Origin of the sequence: Marinobacter orientalis, from assembly GCF_004792665.1 — a bacterium.
GTDB lineage: Bacteria > Pseudomonadota > Gammaproteobacteria > Pseudomonadales > Oleiphilaceae > Marinobacter > Marinobacter orientalis.
Genome location: NZ_SRZX01000001.1, coordinates 1,769,717 through 1,787,684, shown reverse-complemented (window position 1 = coordinate 1,787,684; position 17,968 = coordinate 1,769,717). Strand labels below are relative to the sequence as shown.

Genomic DNA, 17,968 nt, shown 5'->3' with positions numbered 1-17,968 from the left:
CTCTTCAGTTTAAATCATACAAGAATCCGAAGATCCTTTATTTCTGCTCAAGACAAAACTCAATTTTTCGACGAGTCACTGTCCTGATATTTCATATCCGAAATACCTCGGCCAGCGCCCACACGAATTACTTGGTCAACTTTTTAAAGAGCGTTCGGGACTTGCCCGATCAAGGTGGCGTATTCTACATCGAATCGCTGCCTTGTCAACCGCTTTCTGAAGAATTTAAAAACAAGAAATCTTCAATCAATTCAAACGGTTGCCGTTCGATTTCTGACCCGCCTCAGTGGCGTGTCCCTCGAACGAGATGCGTATTCTACAGAGCTCACCTGAGGTGTCAACGAGGTTTTCGATATTTTCTGAAAAACCCTGAATTCCGTTCAACCGCTGACCACAACACGGGCGATCTTCTTCTTGCCAGCTTGCACAACACAATCATCGCCGGCCGTGAACATCCGCTCGTCGGTTACCTGCTCCCCATTGACATAGACAGCCCCGCGACCAAATACATCCTTTGCCGCCTTACCATTGCTTGCCAGACCTGCCTCTTTAAGCAGCGACACTATATGCAGCTCATCGCGCCCGGCCAGGAAAACTTCAACCACCGGTACATTTTCGGGAATCTCGCCAAGGCCAACCCGGTTACCGGCGGACCTGTGAGCAGTGGCGGCCGCTTCGGCGTTATGGAAACGGGTAATGATCTCTTCCGCCAGCAGCTTCTTGTACTCCTGGGGATTAGCGCCACTGTCTACGGCAGCATGAAACTCCTCAACTTCCGCCAGCGGCCGAAAGCTCAACAGCTCGAAGTAACGCCACAGCAGATCATCCGGCATGGACAGCAGTTTGGTGTACATCTCCCCGGGCGAGTCGTTAACACCCACATAGTTGCCAAGCGACTTCGACATTTTCTGGACGCCGTCGAGCCCTTCGAGTATCGGCATGGTGAGGACCACCTGTGGCGCCTGGCCATAATGCCTCTGCAGAATTCGCCCCATCAGAAGATTGAATTTCTGGTCGGTCCCTCCCAATTCGACATCTGCCTCCAGAGCCACCGAGTCATAGCCCTGCACAAGAGGATAAAGAAACTCGTGAATGGCAATTGGCTGCTCAGCCCGGTAGCGCTTGGTGAAATCATCCCGCTCCAGCATTCGCGCAACGGTGTACTGTCCGGCCAGCCGAATCATGTCTGCCGCGGACAGCTTATTCATCCAGTCGGAGTTGAAAACCACCCGGGTTTTCGCGGGGTCCAGTATCTTGAACACCTGCTCTTTATAGCTGATGGCGTTTTCCGCAACCTGCGCCTCTGTCAAGGGGGGGCGGGTCGCGCTTTTGCCGGTGGGATCGCCGATCATCCCGGTAAAGTCGCCAATAAGGAAAATGACTTCGTGCCCGAGATCCTGAAACTGGCGCAACTTGTTGATCAGTACAGTGTGCCCCAGGTGCAGATCGGGCGCCGTCGGATCAAACCCCGCCTTGATCCTCAGAGGGCGCCCCTCCCGGAGCTTTTCAATCAGCGCTTCTTCGGAAATCAACTCATCCATGCCGCGCTTGACTACGGCCAGTGCCTCATCAATAGATGCCATGAACAACACATCCTCAATTCTGATGGTTTGAGCGGGATGACGGTTACAGACCTCTACAAAAGAAATCTGTGCGTTACCGACCTCCCTGCTAAAGTATTCCTGCTCAGTTTTTAAACAGGGCCGCATATTTAAGGCGGAGGATTATAGCAACCCCGGCCCAGGAAATCCGGTCCGCATACCAGTAACGGTAATGTTTGAAGCTGTCCTGAGCGCATTTTATACGGTAATCTGTTGGTCTATACTTTAACAACAGCTTTAATTAGGTAGTACAAGCTACCGGAATGCCGATCAAAACGGATGCGACACGTGCTAAAAATGTTCCCAAAAACGCATATTACCATCGCCGCTGCGACCACAATTGTTGTCGCTGCGGCCATTCTAATGAGCCCCAGTGCTAACGTTGAAGCCAACAGAATGGCCTACGCACTGGATCTCGATGAAGGCACCGTCAGCAAGTCAGGTAACCGAGGCAGTGCGTCTGTCGAACAGGCCGGAGACCTTAAAAAGCCGACGCCTGATTCTCCTGTCGTTACGGTAATAAAAGAACCCGAACCACCCAAAGCCCTTGACACTGCGACTGCCGCTGCCGAAGCAAGCGAGCCCGAACTGCAGTGGCAGGAATACAGGATCAAGTCCGGTGACACCCTGTCGTCCCTGTTCAGCAAGGCCGGTTTCAACGATGGCGTCATGCTGTCGGTCATTCATGGCGATGGCGAGGCGGACAAACTGCAGCGGCTTTATGCTGGTGAGCGTATCTCCTTTGCAACCGACGACACCGGCGAACTGGCAGCCGTTGATCTTCAGCGCAATCTTCTTGAAACCCTCCGTGTTGAGAAGACCGAAGACGGCTTCAAAGGAGAAACCGTTGTACGTGAGCCAGATGTAAAGCCCGCGTTTGCATCCGGCATTATTGACGGTTCTCTCTATGTAGCGGCGCGCGAGGCCGGACTGTCAGACAGGCTGTCGATGGAAATGGCTGGCATCTTCGGCTGGAACATCGACTTCGTCTATGATGTGCGCAAAGGCGACCGATTCGAGGTGGTTTACGAAGAGCTGTACCTGGACGGTGAAAAGTTCGACACCGGCAACATCCTTTCTGCGCGCTTTGTCAATCAAGGCAAAGAGGTTATTGCGCTGCAGTACACTGACAGCAATGGCGATACCGACTATTACAGCCCTGATGGCAGCAGCATGCGCAAGGCGTTCCTGAGAACGCCGATTAACGCACGGGTTTCTTCATCTTTTAACCTTCAGCGTCGCCACCCTGTGCTGGACGTGGTTCGCCCGCATGAGGGCACAGATTATGCTGCGCCGCCGGGAACTCCCATCAAGGCAGCCGGTCACGGCCGGGTCCAGTTTGCGGGATGGAAAGGGGGTTACGGACGCACCGTCATCCTCAAGCACGGTGACAACATCACTACCCTGTATGCCCACATGAGCCGCCTTGGCAAAGGCATAAAGAACGGGACACGGGTAAAGCAGGGAGATACGATCGGCCACGTGGGTTCTTCCGGTATGGTAACCGGGCCCCATCTTCACTATGAGTTCCGGGTGAACGGCTCCCCGAGAAATTCCCGGACTGTGAAACTGCCCGACGCAAAGCCGGTTCCCAAGTCCGAAATGGCTCGCTTCAAAAGTGCTGCTGACCAGCAGGTTGCCAGATTCGAGCTGTTCCGCCAGGATTACCAGCAGCTGGCCCTGGCCGCAGACGAGTAACACATGAAAGCCTGGATAGGACTGATGTCGGGCACCAGTATGGATGGCATCGACGCCATACTGGTGACGTTCGAAGACCGGCATATCCGTATTCATGCCACCCACACCACGGATTACCCGTCCGACATTCGTCAGCGCCTTGCCAGCCTCAGCCAGAACCGCGGAACCCCTGACGATCTTGGCGAACTGGACCACGCCACCGGTTCACTGTTTGCCCTTGCGGCAACCAGCGTGATCGAAAAGGCCGGCTTTCCACCGGCGTCGATTGCAGCCATTGGCAGCCATGGGCAGACGCTTCGGCATCAGCCGGATGGATCAAAACCCTTTTCCATTCAGATTGGCGATCCGAACCTCATTGCAGAACGTACCGGCGTAACAACTGTCGCCGACTTCCGCCGTCGCGACCTGGCATCCGGTGGACAGGGCGCACCTCTGGTGCCGGCATTCCATAAAGCGTTCTTTAGTGCTGCCGGAGAGGATCGCTGCATTCTCAATCTTGGCGGCATCGCCAACATCACCCACTTGCCCGCTGATAACAGTGCGCCCGTTACCGGATTCGACACCGGCCCATCCAATGCATTGATGGATGCCTGGTGTCTGGACCAGACCGGCAAGGCTTACGACAAGGATGGTGCCTGGGCAGACGAAGGTATCGTCGATCAGGACCTGCTGGGAGATATGCTTTCCGAAGCCTATTTCTCACGACAGCCGCCCAAAAGCACCGGCACCGAGAAGTTCAATCTGGAATGGCTAAAGGTGCTGTTGAACCGGCATCCGGACCTTGCCGGTGCTGACGTCCAGAGAACTCTGCTGGAACTGACCGCAGTCACTGTGGCACAGCAGATACCGCACTTTCCCGGGATGACCATCTTTGTTTGCGGAGGAGGTGCCAGAAACAGAGTCCTGATGCGGGAACTGCAACGTACCTGCAGTCCTTCCCGAATCGCTTCTACAGCAGAGCTGGGCCTGGACCCACAGTGGGTCGAGCCAGTGGCGTTTGCCTGGCTTGCCAGCCAGAGACTGTCGGGAAAACCGGGAAATCTGCCGGAAGTAACAGGCGCAAGCGGAGAAAGAATCCTGGGCGCGGTCTATTACGCCTGATCTGGTGCGCCCGTAAGATAGCGTCAGATGGAGAAGGAACTGCCGCAGCCACAGGTGGAGCTTGCGTTGGGGTTCTGCACCACGAACTGGGACCCCTGCAGCCCTTCCTGATAATCCACGGTTGCCCCGACAAGGTACTGGTAGCTCATAGGATCCACCAGCAACATCACACCGTCTTTTTCAATAACAGTGTCTTCCTCGTCCTGGGCCTCATCAAACGAGAACCCGTACTGGAAACCGGAACAGCCCCCACCGGTCACAAACACGCGGAGCTTGAGGTCAGAGTTGCCCTCTTCCTCAACGAGATCACGTACTTTGGACACCGCACTGTCACTGAAAAATACCGGTGTCATTGCCTGTTGCTGAACTACACTCAAGTCCGCCTCCGGTTTGCCACGAAAAGATCTGACCTGATTATCGTATTCCTGACTAAAACAATCAACTATTCCTTTTCAGCTTCAGCTACAGCCGCACCATCGCGATCTTCAACTTTGTCCTTGTCGATCATCCGGGCACTACCCTGATGCCTATCGCGGCCAAGGAGACCAACCGGCTCGCTCTGGTGGACAAGGCTGCCATTCACCGATGCACCCATCGCCATTTCAATCAGATTGTAATACACGTTACCGTGAATGGAGGCTTTTTCCGCCAGTTCAAGATGCGTCGACGCGTAGACATCCCCATGGACCATGCCGTTGATAATCACGTGAGGCGCAACAATGTCCCCTTCCACAGAGCCCACTTCAGAAACCCGAAGCACGGCATCACCGCCTTCTTCTTCTGCAACCACGCGACCCCGGATTTTGCCGTCAACGTGTAGCCCACCGGAGAAATGGACATCCCCTTCAATCGTTGTGCGGGTTGAAACCAATGTGTCAAATTGCCCGGTCGGGCGACGTGGTTTCTGTTTCTTTTTACCAAGCATGTCAGTTCTCCGTTAGTTCATCCCAATCAAATGTACGCTCAGCCTGGGACGATTTATTGCCTTCGGCACGTGCCACCACCTGAACCTCAAGGGGCTCGAAACCATCAGGCAGCCGCAACAGACCCTCAATATCCTGGAAGTATCGATAACGGAACCTGACCCCCAGGTCATCAATATCGTCAGACAGGTCCCGAAGAGCAATCACTTCCTTTTCTTCATTCCGCATACCGATAACATTGACCGCCACCACTCCCGAGATATAGCTCTTGTTGTCACCAATCTGGGTCAACACCAGCTTGAAACCATAGGTATCGTCGTCACGCCCCTGCTGCATCGTGAGCCGGTCAACCTGCAATCCCTTACTGGTTTCCGAAGGCGCCATGATATTTTTATAGAAAGTCAGGTCCGCTTTCAGTGATGCAATCTGCGTTTCCAGATCAACGATGGTTCGGCGGGCCTGATTCAGGGCCTCGGCATCGATGGTTCGCCCCCGCTCAAGATTGACCAGTTGCTGACTGGCCTCCCTGTTCTGATTCCGCAGTTGTTCGACCTGCTCTTCAAGGCGATCACGGGATTCTTCTGCGGTTGAAAAACGGAATCCACCCTGGGCCATCCCCGCCGCATACCCGACCACCGCGGCAGTAATGGAAAATACCAGCAGTATCAGGGTGCGGCGAAGCCGGTAACCCGGGCGATGCCGGATGACGACGTATTTTTCGGCGGGTTTTCTGGATTCGCTCACCGGACAGGCCTATGGCAGCAATGCGGGCGCTTCCAGCCCCATGGTTTCGGGCAGAGCAAACATGATGTTCATGTTCTGGACGGCCTGGCCCGCGGCACCTTTCACAAGGTTGTCAATGACCGATGACACAATCACGATATTGCTCTGTTCCTGGCGGTGAAGCGCCATACGGCAGCTATTGGCGCCACGGACACTGCGGGTTTCCGGGTGGCTGCCAAACGGCATCACATCCACAAAGGGCTCATCCCGGAACCGCTCTTCGTAAAGCGTCTGCAGACGATCAAAATCCGCAGGGTCACGCAGTTCGGCATACAGGGTCGCTTCGATGCCACGAATCATCGGAATCAGATGCGGCACAAAAGTGACACCTACTTCACTTCCGCATGCCTGCGACAGCCCCTGACGAATCTCCGGGAGATGCCGGTGACCGGAGGCGCCATAGGCCTTGAAACTCTCGCCAACCTCACCATGCAGCATTCCGATCTTGCCCTGCCGCCCGGCGCCGCTGGCACCGGACTTGGCATCGGCGATCAGCCGCGACGGATCGACCAGGCCGCTCTCCAGCAAGGGCAGAAAACCCAGTTGAACCGCTGTCGGGTAACAGCCAGGGTTGGCCACCAGTTGTGCGGTGCGAATTTCTTCTCTCACAACCTCTGGCAGGCCATAAACCGCCTTTTCCGCCCACTCCGGGCTTTCGTGGGGCATACCGTACCAACTCGCCCAGACATCAAGATCTTTCAGGCGAAAGTCTGCTGACAGATCCACCACACGCGCACCCGCAGCCATCAGTTCCGGCATCATGCGCATTGCAACGCCGTGGGGAGTTGCGAAAAAGACCAGATCACAGGCGGCCAGGGTCTTCACGTCGGGCTCCGAAAACGCGAGGTCGTAGTGACCACGCAGGTTCGGGTACATGTCGGCGACCGGCATGCCCGCCTCCGAGCGCGACGTAATACAGCTCACCGACACTTCCGGGTGAACCGCCAGAATTCTCAGAAGTTCAACACCGGTATAACCGGTCCCACCTACAATGCCTACTTTTATCACCAGTTACTCCAGCTACAAATCAGGTTCCCGAAAGCCCAATAGTCTAACATGATAAACCAATGACTTATTGCAGCCCGACAAGCGCTGGTTACAATATCGTCAGAAAATCATTCACCTCCGGAAAACCGGCATTCATGCGTAAATTCTGGCAAAAGACTACCCAGCATCTGATCCCTGTTTTCCGCCGTCGCCTGTCCGGCGTGGATGCACTGCCACAACTGGCGGTTCTCGGCCTGCTATCGGGATTGTTTACCGGTGGTGTGATCCTGGTTTTCCGGCTTGCCATAGAATGGCCACTGGAGTATTTCCTGCCGGGCGAAGGGTCTGAATCCTTTGAAGACCTACACATCTTGACCCGCGCGATCCTTCCCCTTGCCGGCGCTGTCGGCCTCGGCCTGCTGATGCACAATCTTGCTATCCACAACCGCAAGGTGGGCATCGTGCACGTCATGGAGCGCCTGAATTACCACCAGGGCTATATTTCTGTGCGCAGCGCCCTGGTTCAGTTCGTGACCGGTGTCAGCACGGTGGTCACCGGCCAGTCCGCGGGCCGTGAAGGCCCGGCGGTCCATCTTGGCGCGGCCTTTTCAAGCCTCATGGGCCAGTGGATGCGACTGCCCAACAACAGTATCCGCACACTGGTTGCCTGCGGCTGCGCCGCCGCCATCTCTGCTTCCTTCAATACACCCATTTCCGGCGTTATCTTCGCCATGGAAGTCGTAATGATGGAATACACCATCGCCGGCTTTACGCCTATTATTCTGGCATCGGTAACCGCGGCGGTAGTGAGCCAGGCCATGTACGGTTCTGAGGTCGCGTTCAGCGTGCCGCCTCTGACCATGAATTCGCTGCTGGAAATCCCCTGGATTATCGCCATTGCCATCATTATCGGGGTTGCCGCGGCGGCTTTCATACAGCTGGTGGACTCGACCGGCCGGCACCATCACCGGCCTGTACTGCTGCGACTGACTGTCGCGGGGCTTCTCATGGTGCCGTTTGCGGTGGTGGTGCCGGAAGTCATGGGTATCGGCTACGACACCGTACAGTTCACCCTCGACAATGAACTGCCGTTCTGGCTTCTGCTCGGTGCGGGTATTGCAAAGCTTGTGATCACCTCGGTCACAATTGGTCTTGGCATGCCCAGCGGGGTGATTGGTCCCACGCTGTTCATGGGAGCGACGCTGGGTGGTGCCATGGGTCTGATTGGTGCCCAGATATTTCCCGACGTTGCCTCCTCAGTGGGTTTCTATGCCATGCTGGGCATGGGAGCGATGATGGGGGCAGTACTCCAGGCACCGCTCGCCGCACTCATGGCACTGATGGAACTCACCAGAAATCCCAACATAATACTGCCGGGCATGCTGGTGATCACCACCGCGAGCCTGGTGACCAGTGAAGCTTTTGGCAAGAAATCCCTGTTCCTCACCATCCTCAAGAGCCAGGGCCTGAGTTATCAGAACTCCCCGGTCATCCAGGCACTCAGGCGCGTATCGGTGGGCGCAATCATGGACAGGAGCATTCTTCGTACCGAGCGTTTTTTATCCAGAAACGAGGCCGTAAAGATTCTGAAGTCCGAACCCAAGTGGCTGTTGGTCGAGGGCAGCAACGGACCCACCGGCCTTTTACCGGCAGTGGATCTGGCACGCTATCTGGAGGATACCAAAGCATCAGCCGCCGGCGAGCAGCAAGAGGAAGAAGAGTCTCCGGAACAGATCGACCTGATGGACATTCCGGCGAATCGTCGGGATATTGCCCCGGTACAATACCAGGCAACACTGGAAGAAGCGCTGAACGAGTTTGAGCACACCAGCGTAGAAGCCCTGTATGTTCAACGTCACGTCGCCCCGATGATCCAGCGCGTGTACGGGGTGATACTGAAATCCGATATCGAAAGTTATTACCAATACCGACGGAGTTAACCAATGCTTTGGGTCAAAGCCCTGCATATTATTTCAATGGTGTGCTGGTTCGCCGGCATTTTCTATCTGCCCCGGCTGTTTGTCTATCACGCTGCCTGTGACGACGAGCCCGGCCGCGAACGCTTCAAGATCATGGAGCGCAAACTCTACCGGGGCATTACCACGCCATCGATGGTTGCTACTGTATTTTTTGGACTCTGGCTCATCGGTTACAATGTCCAGGGTTATATGAGCCAGGGTTGGCTGCACGCCAAACTTCTGTTGGTCGTCCTGCTGATTGGCTATCACTTTTACTGCGGCCATCTGGTGAAGGTGTTTCGCGACGACCGGAACACCCGCAGCCATGTGTTCTACCGCTGGTTCAACGAAGTGCCCGTTCTGGTGCTGGTTGCCGTTGTCATTCTTGCTTCCGTCAAACCATTCTGAGGAGCCTGACCATCAAACTGCATAGCCGACCTCACGTTCTGATTGTTTCCGGCCTTGATCCATCGGGAGGAGCCGGCATCCAGGCCGACATCCAGGCTGTTACTGCACTTGGCTGCCACCCCATGCCGGTTCTCTCGTGCCTGACAGTGCAGGACACCCGCAATGTCTATAATGCCACCGCAACGGACCCCGACATCATCCGCCAGCAACTGCAGTGTCTTGCCGACGACTCCCCCATCCATGCCATAAAAACCGGCGCCCTGGGCAATGCCGATGTGGTGGATGTGCTGGTAGAGTTTCTGGCCGACCATCCGGACGTCCCGCTGATTACCGACCCGGTCATCAAGGCGGCCGGCGGTGGCGACCTGGCCGACGATGCCCTGATTACACGCATGAAGGAGCGCCTGTTCCGGCATGCGGAGATCATTACGCCCAATGGCGTTGAACTGGCCCTGCTTGGCGGCGATGAAGACGGGGCACGGGCTGCCCACAACCTGCTGGAAGCCGGCTGTCACTCGGTGCTGGCGACGGGTGGTCATGGTGAAGGAGCGGAAATCGTTAACACGCTTTATCATCGGGACCAGGAGCCCTTGTACTTCCACATTGAGCGGATTGGCGGTGAATATCACGGCACAGGCTGCACTTTGGCCGCCTCCATTGCCGCCGGCAGGGCCTCCGGACTCTCGGCCCGCGCCTCGATTGCCCAGGCACAGAACTACGTGCTGCGCGCTATCCGGCATGCGCTGAAAGTCGGCCACGGGCAACCGGTGCCGGACCGGGGTATCCCATGGGAGAGTTGAGCGCACCTGGCACGTTCAGTGCCAGCGCCACCGCCAAGGGATTGCGGCCCGGCCTTTATGCCATCACTGACAGTCAGCTGTTAACAGCAACCACGCTTCTGGCGGCCGTGGAAGCGGCCCTTCGTGGCGGTGCTGTAATGGTCCAGTATCGGGAGAAAAGCGCGCCACAACCGGAGCGACTCGCACAGGCCCGTGACCTCGCAGCTTTGTGCAACGATGCGCGGGTGCCCCTGATCATCAATGACGATCCCGTGCTGGCCCGTCGCTGCGGAGCAGCGGGCGTGCATCTGGGTCAAACGGACAGTTCCCTGGCTGATGCCAGACAACAGCTGGGGGAACATGCGATCATAGGGGCAACGTGCCATGCCGATCTGGCCCTGGCCAGACGTGCAGACCGTGACGGCGCCGATTACCTGGCGTTTGGCCGATTCTTCACCTCCGGCACAAAGCCCGATGCTCCGCCAGCGGACACCGCGGTACTGGCCAGGGCCAGACATTTTGGCAAGCCGGTGACGGCCATTGGCGGCATCACCCCGGACAACGGCGAAGCCCTGATCCGCGCCGGCGCCGACATGCTCGCCGTGGTTGGCGGCCTTTTCAAAGGTGATCCGGCATCCATTGAGGCGCGTGCGCGCCAATTTGCCCGGCTGTTTGCAACGCATCACCCACTTTTTTCATCATCCGTTCATCAGGAGTCCTGAACCATGACCCAGTCCGAAACCCTATTTGCCGAGGCTCAGAAATACATTCCCGGCGGCGTCAACTCGCCGGTCAGGGCCTTCAAGGGGGTGGGCGGTACACCGCTGTTTTTCAAACATGCCCAAGGCGCCTATCTGTACGACGAAGACGACCGTCGCTACATCGACTACATCGGTTCGTGGGGCCCGATGATCCTCGGCCACGGCAACCAGACTATCAAGGATGCCCTGCACGCCCAGGTGGACCAGGGCATCGGTTACGGCGCACCTACTGCCCTCGAAACAGAAATGGCGAAGAAGGTCTGTGAACTGGTGCCATCCATTGATCTGGTACGCATGGTGAACTCCGGCACCGAAGCCACCATGAGTGCTGTGCGGCTGGCACGGGGTTATACCGGCCGGGACAAAATCGTGAAGTTTGAAGGCTGCTACCACGGCCATGTGGATTCACTGCTGGTTAAGGCCGGCTCAGGCGCCCTCACTCTTGGTGTGCCCAATTCCCCGGGTATTCCCGCCAGCCTTGCGGAACACACGCTGACCCTGACATTCAACGATATCGACAGCGTGCGGGAAACCTTCGCCGCAATGGGCGATGAGATTGCAGCTATCATCGTTGAACCGGTTGCCGGCAACATGAACTGCATCCCGCCGGTGCCGGGCTTCCTGGAAGGCCTGCGGGAAGTATGCAACGAGCATGGCACCGTACTCATTTTTGACGAGGTCATGACCGGCTTCCGCGTATCTCTTGGCGGCGCCCAGGGCTTTTACGGCGTAACTCCGGACCTGACCGCGCTGGGCAAGGTTATCGGCGGTGGCCTGCCGGTCGGAGCGTTCGGGGGCAAGCGGGAGATCATGGAACACATCTCGCCGCTCGGGCCGGTGTACCAGGCCGGAACACTCAGTGGTAACCCGCTGGCCATGTGCGCCGGGCTGGCCACTCTGAATGCCATTTCCGAGCCCGGCTTTCACCAGCGGCTGACGGAAAAAACCAATGCCGTTCGTGATGGTCTGAAAGCAGCGGCGGACAGCACCGGCATTCCCCTGGCCGTGCAAAGCGCCGGCGCCATGTTCGGTTTCTTCTTTACCGATGAACCCCGGATTACCCGCTTCGACCAGGTCATGGCCTGTGATGTCGAACGCTTCAGGAAATTCTTCCAGGGTATGCTGAAGGAAGGTATCTACCTTGCGCCGTCTGCGTTTGAGGCCGGATTCACCAGCATTGCCCTGACCGAGGACGACATCCACCAGACAACAGAGGCAGCACGCAGGGTTATGGCCACCCTCTGATTGCCATTAACGTTACAGACTTCCGGGCCTCCATCCGGAAGTCTGTCGACCTATAACACGTGTCTTTAAGCGCCACACCCATGAACCGCGTCACACTATGGCAATAATCCACGCATCATAGCCCCTCCTGCCGTTGACTTAACCCTCCTTTTGATCAAATTATACGCAGATCTCGTGCTAAGAGATGCACTGACTGCGACCATCTAACAATCACAAGGCAAAAGTCAGCGCAGGGACGCCACACGGAATTGCCCCGGAGCACCTGCACAAAGATATCGGCTGAGCCCGTTAGGTCGAGCCGCAGTTTGACAACAAATACAACAGCAAACTGTAGGTGCAATGATGAAACAATGGATCAAGGCATTCGCCGTGTTGCTTGTGCTGGCATGGTCGGCGCCAACAATGGCCTGGTGGTGGGACTCCACTCCTTCCGACTACACTGACACCCGCTATCCCGTTGTGCTGGTTCATGGCATGTTCGGCTTCGACTCCATCGCGGGTGTCGATTACTGGTACGGCATCGCCGAAGATCTGCGCAGGTATGGTGCGGATGTTTACACCACCCAGGTGCCCGCCCTGGACAGTACCATTGCCAGGGGTGAAGCACTGCTTCCGCAAGTAGCATCAATTGCGGCCATTCACGGCAAGGTAAACCTGATTGGTCACAGCCATGGCGGACCTACTGCTCGATACATCGCAAGAGTGCGGCCTGACCTGGTGGCCTCGGTTACCTCGGTAGGCTCACCCCACAAGGGCTCGCCGGTGGCAGACCTGATTTACGGTTCCCCGGCCGAGAGCCTGGCGGCATCGCTGGGGGACGCTCTTGGCGGCGTGATCGACCTGCTCGCTGGTGGCGGCTACAGGCAAGACATGCGCTCCAGCCTCTACTCACTTACTGCTCAAGGCAGCTCCGAGTTCAATAACTTTGCACCAGCGGGGATTCCTGCCACTGCCTGTGGTGAAGGGGCTTATTCAGCTAACGGAGTACGCTTCTATTCCTGGGGCGGTACCGGCGTTCTGACCAACGTGCTTGATCCGTCGGACGCATTGCTGGGCACAACCCGCCTGGCGTTTGGCTTCAGCGCCAATGACGGCCTGGTCGGGCGTTGCAGCAATCATTTTGGCAAGGTTATTCGCGACAACTACTTCATGAACCATCTGGACGAGGTGAACCAGGCATTGGGCCTGCACAGTCTGTTCGAGACCGACCCGAAGACAGTCTACCTGCAACAAGCCAACCGGCTCAGAAACGCCGGTCTGTAACTCGGGGCAACCCTGCCCTGGGAGCTGGCCGGGACCGGATGCCCGGCCAGGCATCAGAAAGCCCTTTCAATACCGATCATCACTTCACGGCGGTTGTAATCGTATCGATCGATGGTGCTGTCATTGTGAACGATACTGTACTCCGCCAGCACCAGCCATGGGCCAGTCAGCCGGTATTCTGCCAGCAGCACCCCCCGCAGGCGACTGTCTGTCCGGCGCCTGGTGACCACATCCGTACCGGATACCAACCGATGATCATCCCGGTAACGGGAATGGCGGATATCACCCCTGGCTCCCAGGGAGAGCCGGCCTGACGCATAATATCGGGCTTCAGCCGAGACCAGGTTGCGTAATGGCGATACGCTGAAAAATTCCTCCCGGCTTGCCAGATCTTTCCGGTCGTTGACCTCGAGCTCATATCCGCCCCTGAACAACCAGCTCTCCAGACTCTTCCAGGCGCTGACACCCAACCGCAACATTTCTCCATCGTAAGCAGCGAAGTCACTTCCGCCATCAATGGTGGAAACCGATCCGCTGGCGCTGCATTCAATCCCGGACCAGATGGACGCGAAAAGACATTGATCAGGACGATACTCGGCCTCCAACCGCACCTCACGCTCAAGAGCGTCGCCCCCGAACCAAGAGCCCGCGAGGCTCAGAGTGGAGGTTAGCTCGCCGGCACCGACATCCTTCAGCCAGGAGGCACCGGTGCTGAGGAAACTGTTGTCGAATTCGGTATCCCCGGGATATTGACGCGTATAGGCGATACCATGCAGGCCAAAGTCCCCGCTGCCGATGCGGAGATTGCCTACGGCCAGAAGATCCGCAAAAGCACCGGCCTGATTACTCGATGCGTCATCCGGTGCCCCCGCGATATTGTCGTCATAGCCGCCGGCTGCCAGAAGGTACCCGCTGCCGCTGGTGTCTCCTGAGCGGTCAGGGTCGGTCCTGTCAAGCTGGCGAAGGGCCAGCGCCCGCACTTTTTCCGGCGAATCCGGCCCGGCCGCCTGCTCGAACCACTGGTGTGCGGCGTCATCCTGCCCTTTCTCCTGCATGACAAGCCCGAGGTTATAACGGGCCAGCGGGGCATGGCGGGTGCCCAGCAATTCCAGGAAAACGGCTTCGGCCGACTCATACTGCCCGAGACGGAAGTAAACCACACCAAGGTTATAAAGCAGTGACGGAGTATTCAGTCCAGCATCCCTTGCCCGCTCGAAATGCGCCCGGGCAGTCGACAGGTCGCCCTCGTCGAATGCTGACACGCCGGATTCAAAATCTGCACGTACCCCTGGCTCTTCCGCCACTAATGCCGGCGCCAGAATCATAAGGGCAACAAAAAGTATGGCTGAACCTGAGGGCCGCAAGCCTTGCTCCGGAGATATCGTGAGATTCACTGCCCGCTATGAAAAACAATCAGGTGCGGGGCGATAAAACCGGGAGTATAGCAAGGGACGAAGGAATTCGTCGCACAACAGAAACGTTACGGTGGGAATAATGACATGAGTCAGGGTAGCTACGGGCGTTCAGGGCGCTCAGGTAAATCCGGCCTCTCGGGGCGCTCTGAGGCATCGGGGCGTTGCGGCCGTTCCGGGCGACTGCGCTGTTCGTTACGCTCGCGTACTTCCCCTGCCCGCTCCGTGGCAGCCCGGGCTGCTTCGCGCCCCCGGTCCTGTACTTCAAGGGCATTATCCGCGCCTCCCGCTGCAGCGGGCGAATCAGCAGGCTTGCCCGACTCGCCACCACGGCGTTCAAGGGCGACCGGATCGTTCAGCTCTATTTCGCGAACAACGGATTCGGTCAGGTTGTCATCGTCGGTCACCATTCGCATGGTCACACCCAGATCCTCGTCGGCAATAGCGGCTGGCGCTATCGCCAGCAGCAATCCGGCGCAGCCATAAACAACAATGCCATGCCTGACTGCGGATTTCATGATGAGGGCTCCGGTTTTCCATTCGCCACCGGCCCGTCGAGACGGGTACGGAATGTCTTCGTTCTGCCGCCATCGTCGAGATGAGCGACCAGCTCACCGTCACCCGAAAACAGTATGTTAAGTGGCAGATTCACGATATTTTCGCCTTTGTCCAGATCCACTTTCCAGCTCAGTTTTTGATGCCCCGGGTAACTCGACACCTCCACATGGGGAGGTAACTCCACCGTCAGGGTCACCCCCTCAAGCGCCTCCCTGGAGCTGAATGCAAGCCGGACATTGCGTGCAACAGGCTCGGCGACGAGGGTCGCGTCACTGGCTGGCCCCTCCGCTTTGGAAAACGCCAGATCAGTGCCCGGCCCCGGTTCCGGTTTCCACCCGAAACCCAGCGCAATCCCCACTACCAGGGCGGCGGCAATTGCGCCACCGGCGACGGGCGTGCTCCAGCCATAACCTCGGGAGCCATTCCGCGCCTGACGGTCCTTGCCAGTTGCCGCGGCCAGGACCCGCTCTTCAAAACCGGAGGAGGGAGGCGGCAACGTCTGGCTATGGAGCAATGAGTCGAAAACTGCCTGTTCGTTACGCGCAACGACGGCACAGTCTTTACACACCGCAAGATGCCCCTCGATACGGCTGGCCTGCGCCGCAGAGAGCTCGCTCCTGACCCAGGAACCCAGACTGTTTTTACATTCGTTACACAACATGTCCATCACCTCATTGTTCAACACGCCCGGCCTGCTGAAAAAGTTCCGGTCTCTCCAGCAGTTTTTTCTTCAGCGATGCGCGGCAACGATGCACTCTCGATTTGACCGTCCCAACGGGTATCTCAAGAACCCGCGCGATGTCCTCCTGGCTCCAGCCATCCACGTCATGCAGCAGCATCAATGCACGCATATCCGGCGACAGCTCCCGGATGACCGAATCCATGACAGGCTTCAGGCGCTCGGCACTGATCTGCTCCGTCAGCTCCGGCACATCCGCCGCATAGGAATCAAGGAATGTGGCCTGTTGCTCCGGTTCGACCACATCGCTCACCGGCCTGTCCGCGCGGCGGCCCCTGCGTCGCACCTGATCGATAAAATGGCGGTACAGCACCCGGTTAAGCCACGGCCTCAGCTGCTCAATGGCCTCCAGTTCTTCAAGCCGGGGGTAGAGTTTGACCACGACATCCTGAACCAGATCCTCGGCGTCCTGCTGCTGTCCCGCCAAGCGGAAGGCAAAGCGGTACATGGCCTCCAGGTGGGGCTGGACCAGTTTCTCGAATCGTGAAGGCCTTGCCGGCCTCCGGAAAGGTATCAATGCCAAAATGTTAACCCATGGACATTCGTTAAAACCGGCTTATACCAGAAAAAGTTCCGCGGCGCGCTGAACCTGTGCCCGCTGGTGAAAGATTTAGTTCTGTACAGTTTGTAACACACCAGAGAGGAACCTGTGACCGAAACCCGGCGTTGTACCCTCAGGCAGCGGACTCCGCACGAGGGTAAGGGAATCCCGCCATCATACCAACAAGGTTGGACAACGAGTTCATTGAACAGCAGTACTGGAGACAAACCATGAATAACGCATTGATCAAGGGTTTTGGTATCACCGCACTGGCAGCCGCTGTGGCAGCCTGTGGTGGAAGTGGCAGCAGCGACAGTGATTCCACTGGCACCATGTCGCTGGGTTTGACAGATGCTCCGGTTACCGACCTTACTGAAGTGAATCTCAACATCACATCTGTTGAGGTAAAACCTGCTGAGGGGAAAAGTGTCACAGTTCAAGTTGAGACTGACGAAGGCGAGACTTCGCTTGACATCAATCTTCTCGATTTCCAAGGCGGAAAGGTTGTCCAGTTATTTGAGGGCCAGGAATTTCCCGCTGGGGAATACGAGTGGATACGTTTGCACCTTGGCGACAATCCATACGTCAAAGAAGACAACGCGACTCCCGATACCGAGGTTGATCTGTTTGTTCCTTCCGGCTTCCAGACTGGTCTTAAACTTCAGGGCGGGTTCATAATTCCGGCAGGGGGCTCTGCAGATTTCACGATTGACTTTGACGTTCGCAAATCCATCGTCAACGCAGGTGAAAGGGGCACCGGAGATTCAAAATACATCCTGAAACCTGCCCATCGCCTGATCGATAATACTGAAGCTGGCTCAATCATTGGCGATGTCGACTACGTAAGCATCAATCAAAACGACGCTCTGGTTGCCTGTGATTACGAAGGTTCAGTGTATGTCTACAGCGGAGACATTCCTGCAGAAGAGCTGACGGATCTGAATTCTGAAAATCTGGACTCCAACGAAGGGCCTTTACTAGCCGTCCCGGTTGAAGACGAAGATCTGAATGGAATCCATAGCTTCAAGGCCGCCTTCCTTCCCGCAGGTGAATACACCATAGCTTACTCGTGTCAGGATGATGACAACGAGTCAAAGGAAACGCTTGAGTTCCTTGGCCATCAGACCGTGACCGTTGTGGCAGATGTGGAAACCGAGGCGAAAACTATCCCGCTGGCTCAGTAATATCGAGCCAGTGCCGCAAAACCCCCG

At 57.0% G+C, this 17,968-nt stretch carries 18 protein-coding genes; 9 read left to right on the top strand and 9 right to left on the bottom strand.

Features of this window, described 5'->3' with window-relative positions:
• Window positions 1–380 precede the first annotated feature (380 nt).
• On the bottom strand, window positions 381–1,583 hold the full coding sequence (gene tyrS / locus DIT72_RS08280) for a tyrosine--tRNA ligase (protein ID WP_135954671.1): 1,203 nt from the start codon (window positions 1,581–1,583) through the stop codon (window positions 381–383).
• 306 nt (window positions 1,584–1,889) lie between these two features.
• Here tyrS and DIT72_RS08275 point away from each other — a divergent pair, with 306 nt between their 5' ends.
• Together DIT72_RS08275 and DIT72_RS08270 are read left to right on the top strand one after the other, a co-directional pair.
• Window positions 1,890–3,299: a peptidoglycan DD-metalloendopeptidase family protein gene (locus DIT72_RS08275; protein ID WP_135954670.1), complete on the top strand. Its 1,410-nt coding sequence runs from the start codon at window positions 1,890–1,892 to the stop codon at window positions 3,297–3,299.
• A 3-nt stretch (window positions 3,300–3,302) separates the two neighbouring features.
• On the top strand, window positions 3,303–4,400 hold the full coding sequence (locus tag DIT72_RS08270; protein WP_135954669.1) for an anhydro-N-acetylmuramic acid kinase: 1,098 nt from the start codon (window positions 3,303–3,305) through the stop codon (window positions 4,398–4,400).
• 23 nt (window positions 4,401–4,423) lie between these two features.
• On the opposite strand, the gene erpA is transcribed toward DIT72_RS08270, so the two are convergent.
• The 4 genes from erpA to argC form a co-directional block, all read right to left on the bottom strand.
• Window positions 4,424–4,753, bottom strand: a complete 330-nt coding sequence (gene erpA / locus DIT72_RS08265; protein WP_199491044.1) for an iron-sulfur cluster insertion protein ErpA — start codon at window positions 4,751–4,753, stop codon at window positions 4,424–4,426.
• An 89-nt stretch (window positions 4,754–4,842) separates the two neighbouring features.
• Complete coding sequence (locus DIT72_RS08260; RefSeq protein WP_135954668.1) at window positions 4,843–5,325, bottom strand: bactofilin family protein; 483 nt, start codon at window positions 5,323–5,325, stop codon at window positions 4,843–4,845.
• A gap of 1 nt (window position 5,326) precedes the next feature.
• The gene (locus DIT72_RS08255) at window positions 5,327–6,067 is read right to left on the bottom strand and encodes a DUF6776 family protein (RefSeq protein ID WP_135954667.1); all 741 of its coding nucleotides are present in this window, start codon (window positions 6,065–6,067) and stop codon (window positions 5,327–5,329) included.
• A gap of 9 nt (window positions 6,068–6,076) precedes the next feature.
• Window positions 6,077–7,114 (bottom strand): N-acetyl-gamma-glutamyl-phosphate reductase, encoded by a 1,038-nt coding sequence (gene argC / locus DIT72_RS08250; RefSeq protein WP_135954666.1) that lies wholly within the window; start codon window positions 7,112–7,114, stop codon window positions 6,077–6,079.
• 134 nt (window positions 7,115–7,248) lie between these two features.
• On the opposite strand from argC, the gene DIT72_RS08245 reads away from it, so the two are divergent.
• The 6 genes from DIT72_RS08245 to DIT72_RS08220 all read left to right on the top strand — a co-directional run bounded on the left by DIT72_RS08245 (window position 7,249) and on the right by DIT72_RS08220 (window position 13,507).
• Entirely contained in the window at window positions 7,249–9,033 is a 1,785-nt protein-coding gene (locus DIT72_RS08245) for a chloride channel protein (protein WP_135954665.1), read from the top strand.
• A gap of 3 nt (window positions 9,034–9,036) precedes the next feature.
• A complete protein-coding gene (gene hemJ / locus DIT72_RS08240; protein WP_135954664.1) occupies window positions 9,037–9,459 on the top strand; it encodes a protoporphyrinogen oxidase HemJ in 423 nt (140 codons plus the stop codon).
• Window positions 9,460–9,497: 38 nt separating this feature from the next.
• A complete protein-coding gene (gene thiD / locus DIT72_RS08235) occupies window positions 9,498–10,259 on the top strand; it encodes a bifunctional hydroxymethylpyrimidine kinase/phosphomethylpyrimidine kinase (protein WP_211578689.1) in 762 nt (253 codons plus the stop codon).
• Window positions 10,247–10,960 (top strand): thiamine phosphate synthase, encoded by a 714-nt coding sequence (gene thiE, locus DIT72_RS08230; protein WP_135954663.1) that lies wholly within the window; start codon window positions 10,247–10,249, stop codon window positions 10,958–10,960. Before thiD ends, thiE begins: the two co-directional genes overlap by 13 nt.
• 3 nt (window positions 10,961–10,963) lie before the next feature.
• The gene (gene hemL / locus DIT72_RS08225; RefSeq protein ID WP_135954662.1) at window positions 10,964–12,244 is read left to right on the top strand and encodes a glutamate-1-semialdehyde 2,1-aminomutase; all 1,281 of its coding nucleotides are present in this window, start codon (window positions 10,964–10,966) and stop codon (window positions 12,242–12,244) included.
• 342 nt (window positions 12,245–12,586) lie between these two features.
• A complete protein-coding gene (locus DIT72_RS08220) occupies window positions 12,587–13,507 on the top strand; it encodes a lipase family alpha/beta hydrolase (protein WP_135954776.1) in 921 nt (306 codons plus the stop codon).
• 53 nt (window positions 13,508–13,560) lie between these two features.
• Here the strand turns inward: DIT72_RS08220 and DIT72_RS08215 are convergent, their stop codons facing one another.
• The 4 genes from DIT72_RS08215 to DIT72_RS08200 form a co-directional block, all read right to left on the bottom strand.
• The gene (locus DIT72_RS08215; RefSeq protein ID WP_135954661.1) at window positions 13,561–14,871 is read right to left on the bottom strand and encodes a tetratricopeptide repeat protein; all 1,311 of its coding nucleotides are present in this window, start codon (window positions 14,869–14,871) and stop codon (window positions 13,561–13,563) included.
• A 149-nt stretch (window positions 14,872–15,020) separates the two neighbouring features.
• Window positions 15,021–15,437 carry a hypothetical protein gene (locus DIT72_RS08210; protein ID WP_228260754.1) on the bottom strand — a complete coding sequence of 139 codons (417 nt, stop codon included), beginning with the start codon at window positions 15,435–15,437 and terminating at the stop codon, window positions 15,021–15,023.
• The gene (locus DIT72_RS08205; RefSeq protein ID WP_206081055.1) at window positions 15,434–16,138 is read right to left on the bottom strand and encodes a zf-HC2 domain-containing protein; all 705 of its coding nucleotides are present in this window, start codon (window positions 16,136–16,138) and stop codon (window positions 15,434–15,436) included. Before DIT72_RS08205 ends, DIT72_RS08210 begins: the two co-directional genes overlap by 4 nt.
• Before the next feature lie 10 nt (window positions 16,139–16,148).
• Entirely contained in the window at window positions 16,149–16,739 is a 591-nt protein-coding gene (locus DIT72_RS08200) for an RNA polymerase sigma factor (RefSeq protein WP_135954659.1), read from the bottom strand.
• 248 nt (window positions 16,740–16,987) lie between these two features.
• On the opposite strand from DIT72_RS08200, the gene DIT72_RS08195 reads away from it, so the two are divergent.
• Entirely contained in the window at window positions 16,988–17,941 is a 954-nt protein-coding gene (locus tag DIT72_RS08195) for a DUF4382 domain-containing protein (protein ID WP_135954658.1), read from the top strand.
• Window positions 17,942–17,968: the final 27 nt, after the last annotated feature.

What these genes read in the sequence shown, in the direction of transcription:
- tyrS (WP_135954671.1), bottom strand. Translation starts at nt 1,583, where the DNA reads ATGGCATCTATTGATGAGGCACTGGCCGTAGTCAAGCGCGGCATGGAT.
- DIT72_RS08270 (WP_135954669.1), top strand. Translation starts at nt 3,303, where the DNA reads ATGAAAGCCTGGATAGGACTGATGTCGGGCACCAGTATGGATGGCATC.
- erpA (WP_199491044.1), bottom strand. Translation starts at nt 4,753, where the DNA reads ATGACACCGGTATTTTTCAGTGACAGTGCGGTGTCCAAAGTACGTGAT.
- DIT72_RS08260 (WP_135954668.1), bottom strand. Translation starts at nt 5,325, where the DNA reads ATGCTTGGTAAAAAGAAACAGAAACCACGTCGCCCGACCGGGCAATTT.
- DIT72_RS08245 (WP_135954665.1), top strand. Translation starts at nt 7,249, where the DNA reads ATGCGTAAATTCTGGCAAAAGACTACCCAGCATCTGATCCCTGTTTTC.
- hemJ (WP_135954664.1), top strand. Translation starts at nt 9,037, where the DNA reads ATGCTTTGGGTCAAAGCCCTGCATATTATTTCAATGGTGTGCTGGTTC.
- thiE (WP_135954663.1), top strand. Translation starts at nt 10,247, where the DNA reads ATGGGAGAGTTGAGCGCACCTGGCACGTTCAGTGCCAGCGCCACCGCC.
- hemL (WP_135954662.1), top strand. Translation starts at nt 10,964, where the DNA reads ATGACCCAGTCCGAAACCCTATTTGCCGAGGCTCAGAAATACATTCCC.
- DIT72_RS08220 (WP_135954776.1), top strand. Translation starts at nt 12,587, where the DNA reads ATGAAACAATGGATCAAGGCATTCGCCGTGTTGCTTGTGCTGGCATGG.
- DIT72_RS08210 (WP_228260754.1), bottom strand. Translation starts at nt 15,437, where the DNA reads ATGAAATCCGCAGTCAGGCATGGCATTGTTGTTTATGGCTGCGCCGGA.
- DIT72_RS08205 (WP_206081055.1), bottom strand. Translation starts at nt 16,138, where the DNA reads ATGTTGTGTAACGAATGTAAAAACAGTCTGGGTTCCTGGGTCAGGAGC.
- DIT72_RS08195 (WP_135954658.1), top strand. Translation starts at nt 16,988, where the DNA reads ATGAATAACGCATTGATCAAGGGTTTTGGTATCACCGCACTGGCAGCC.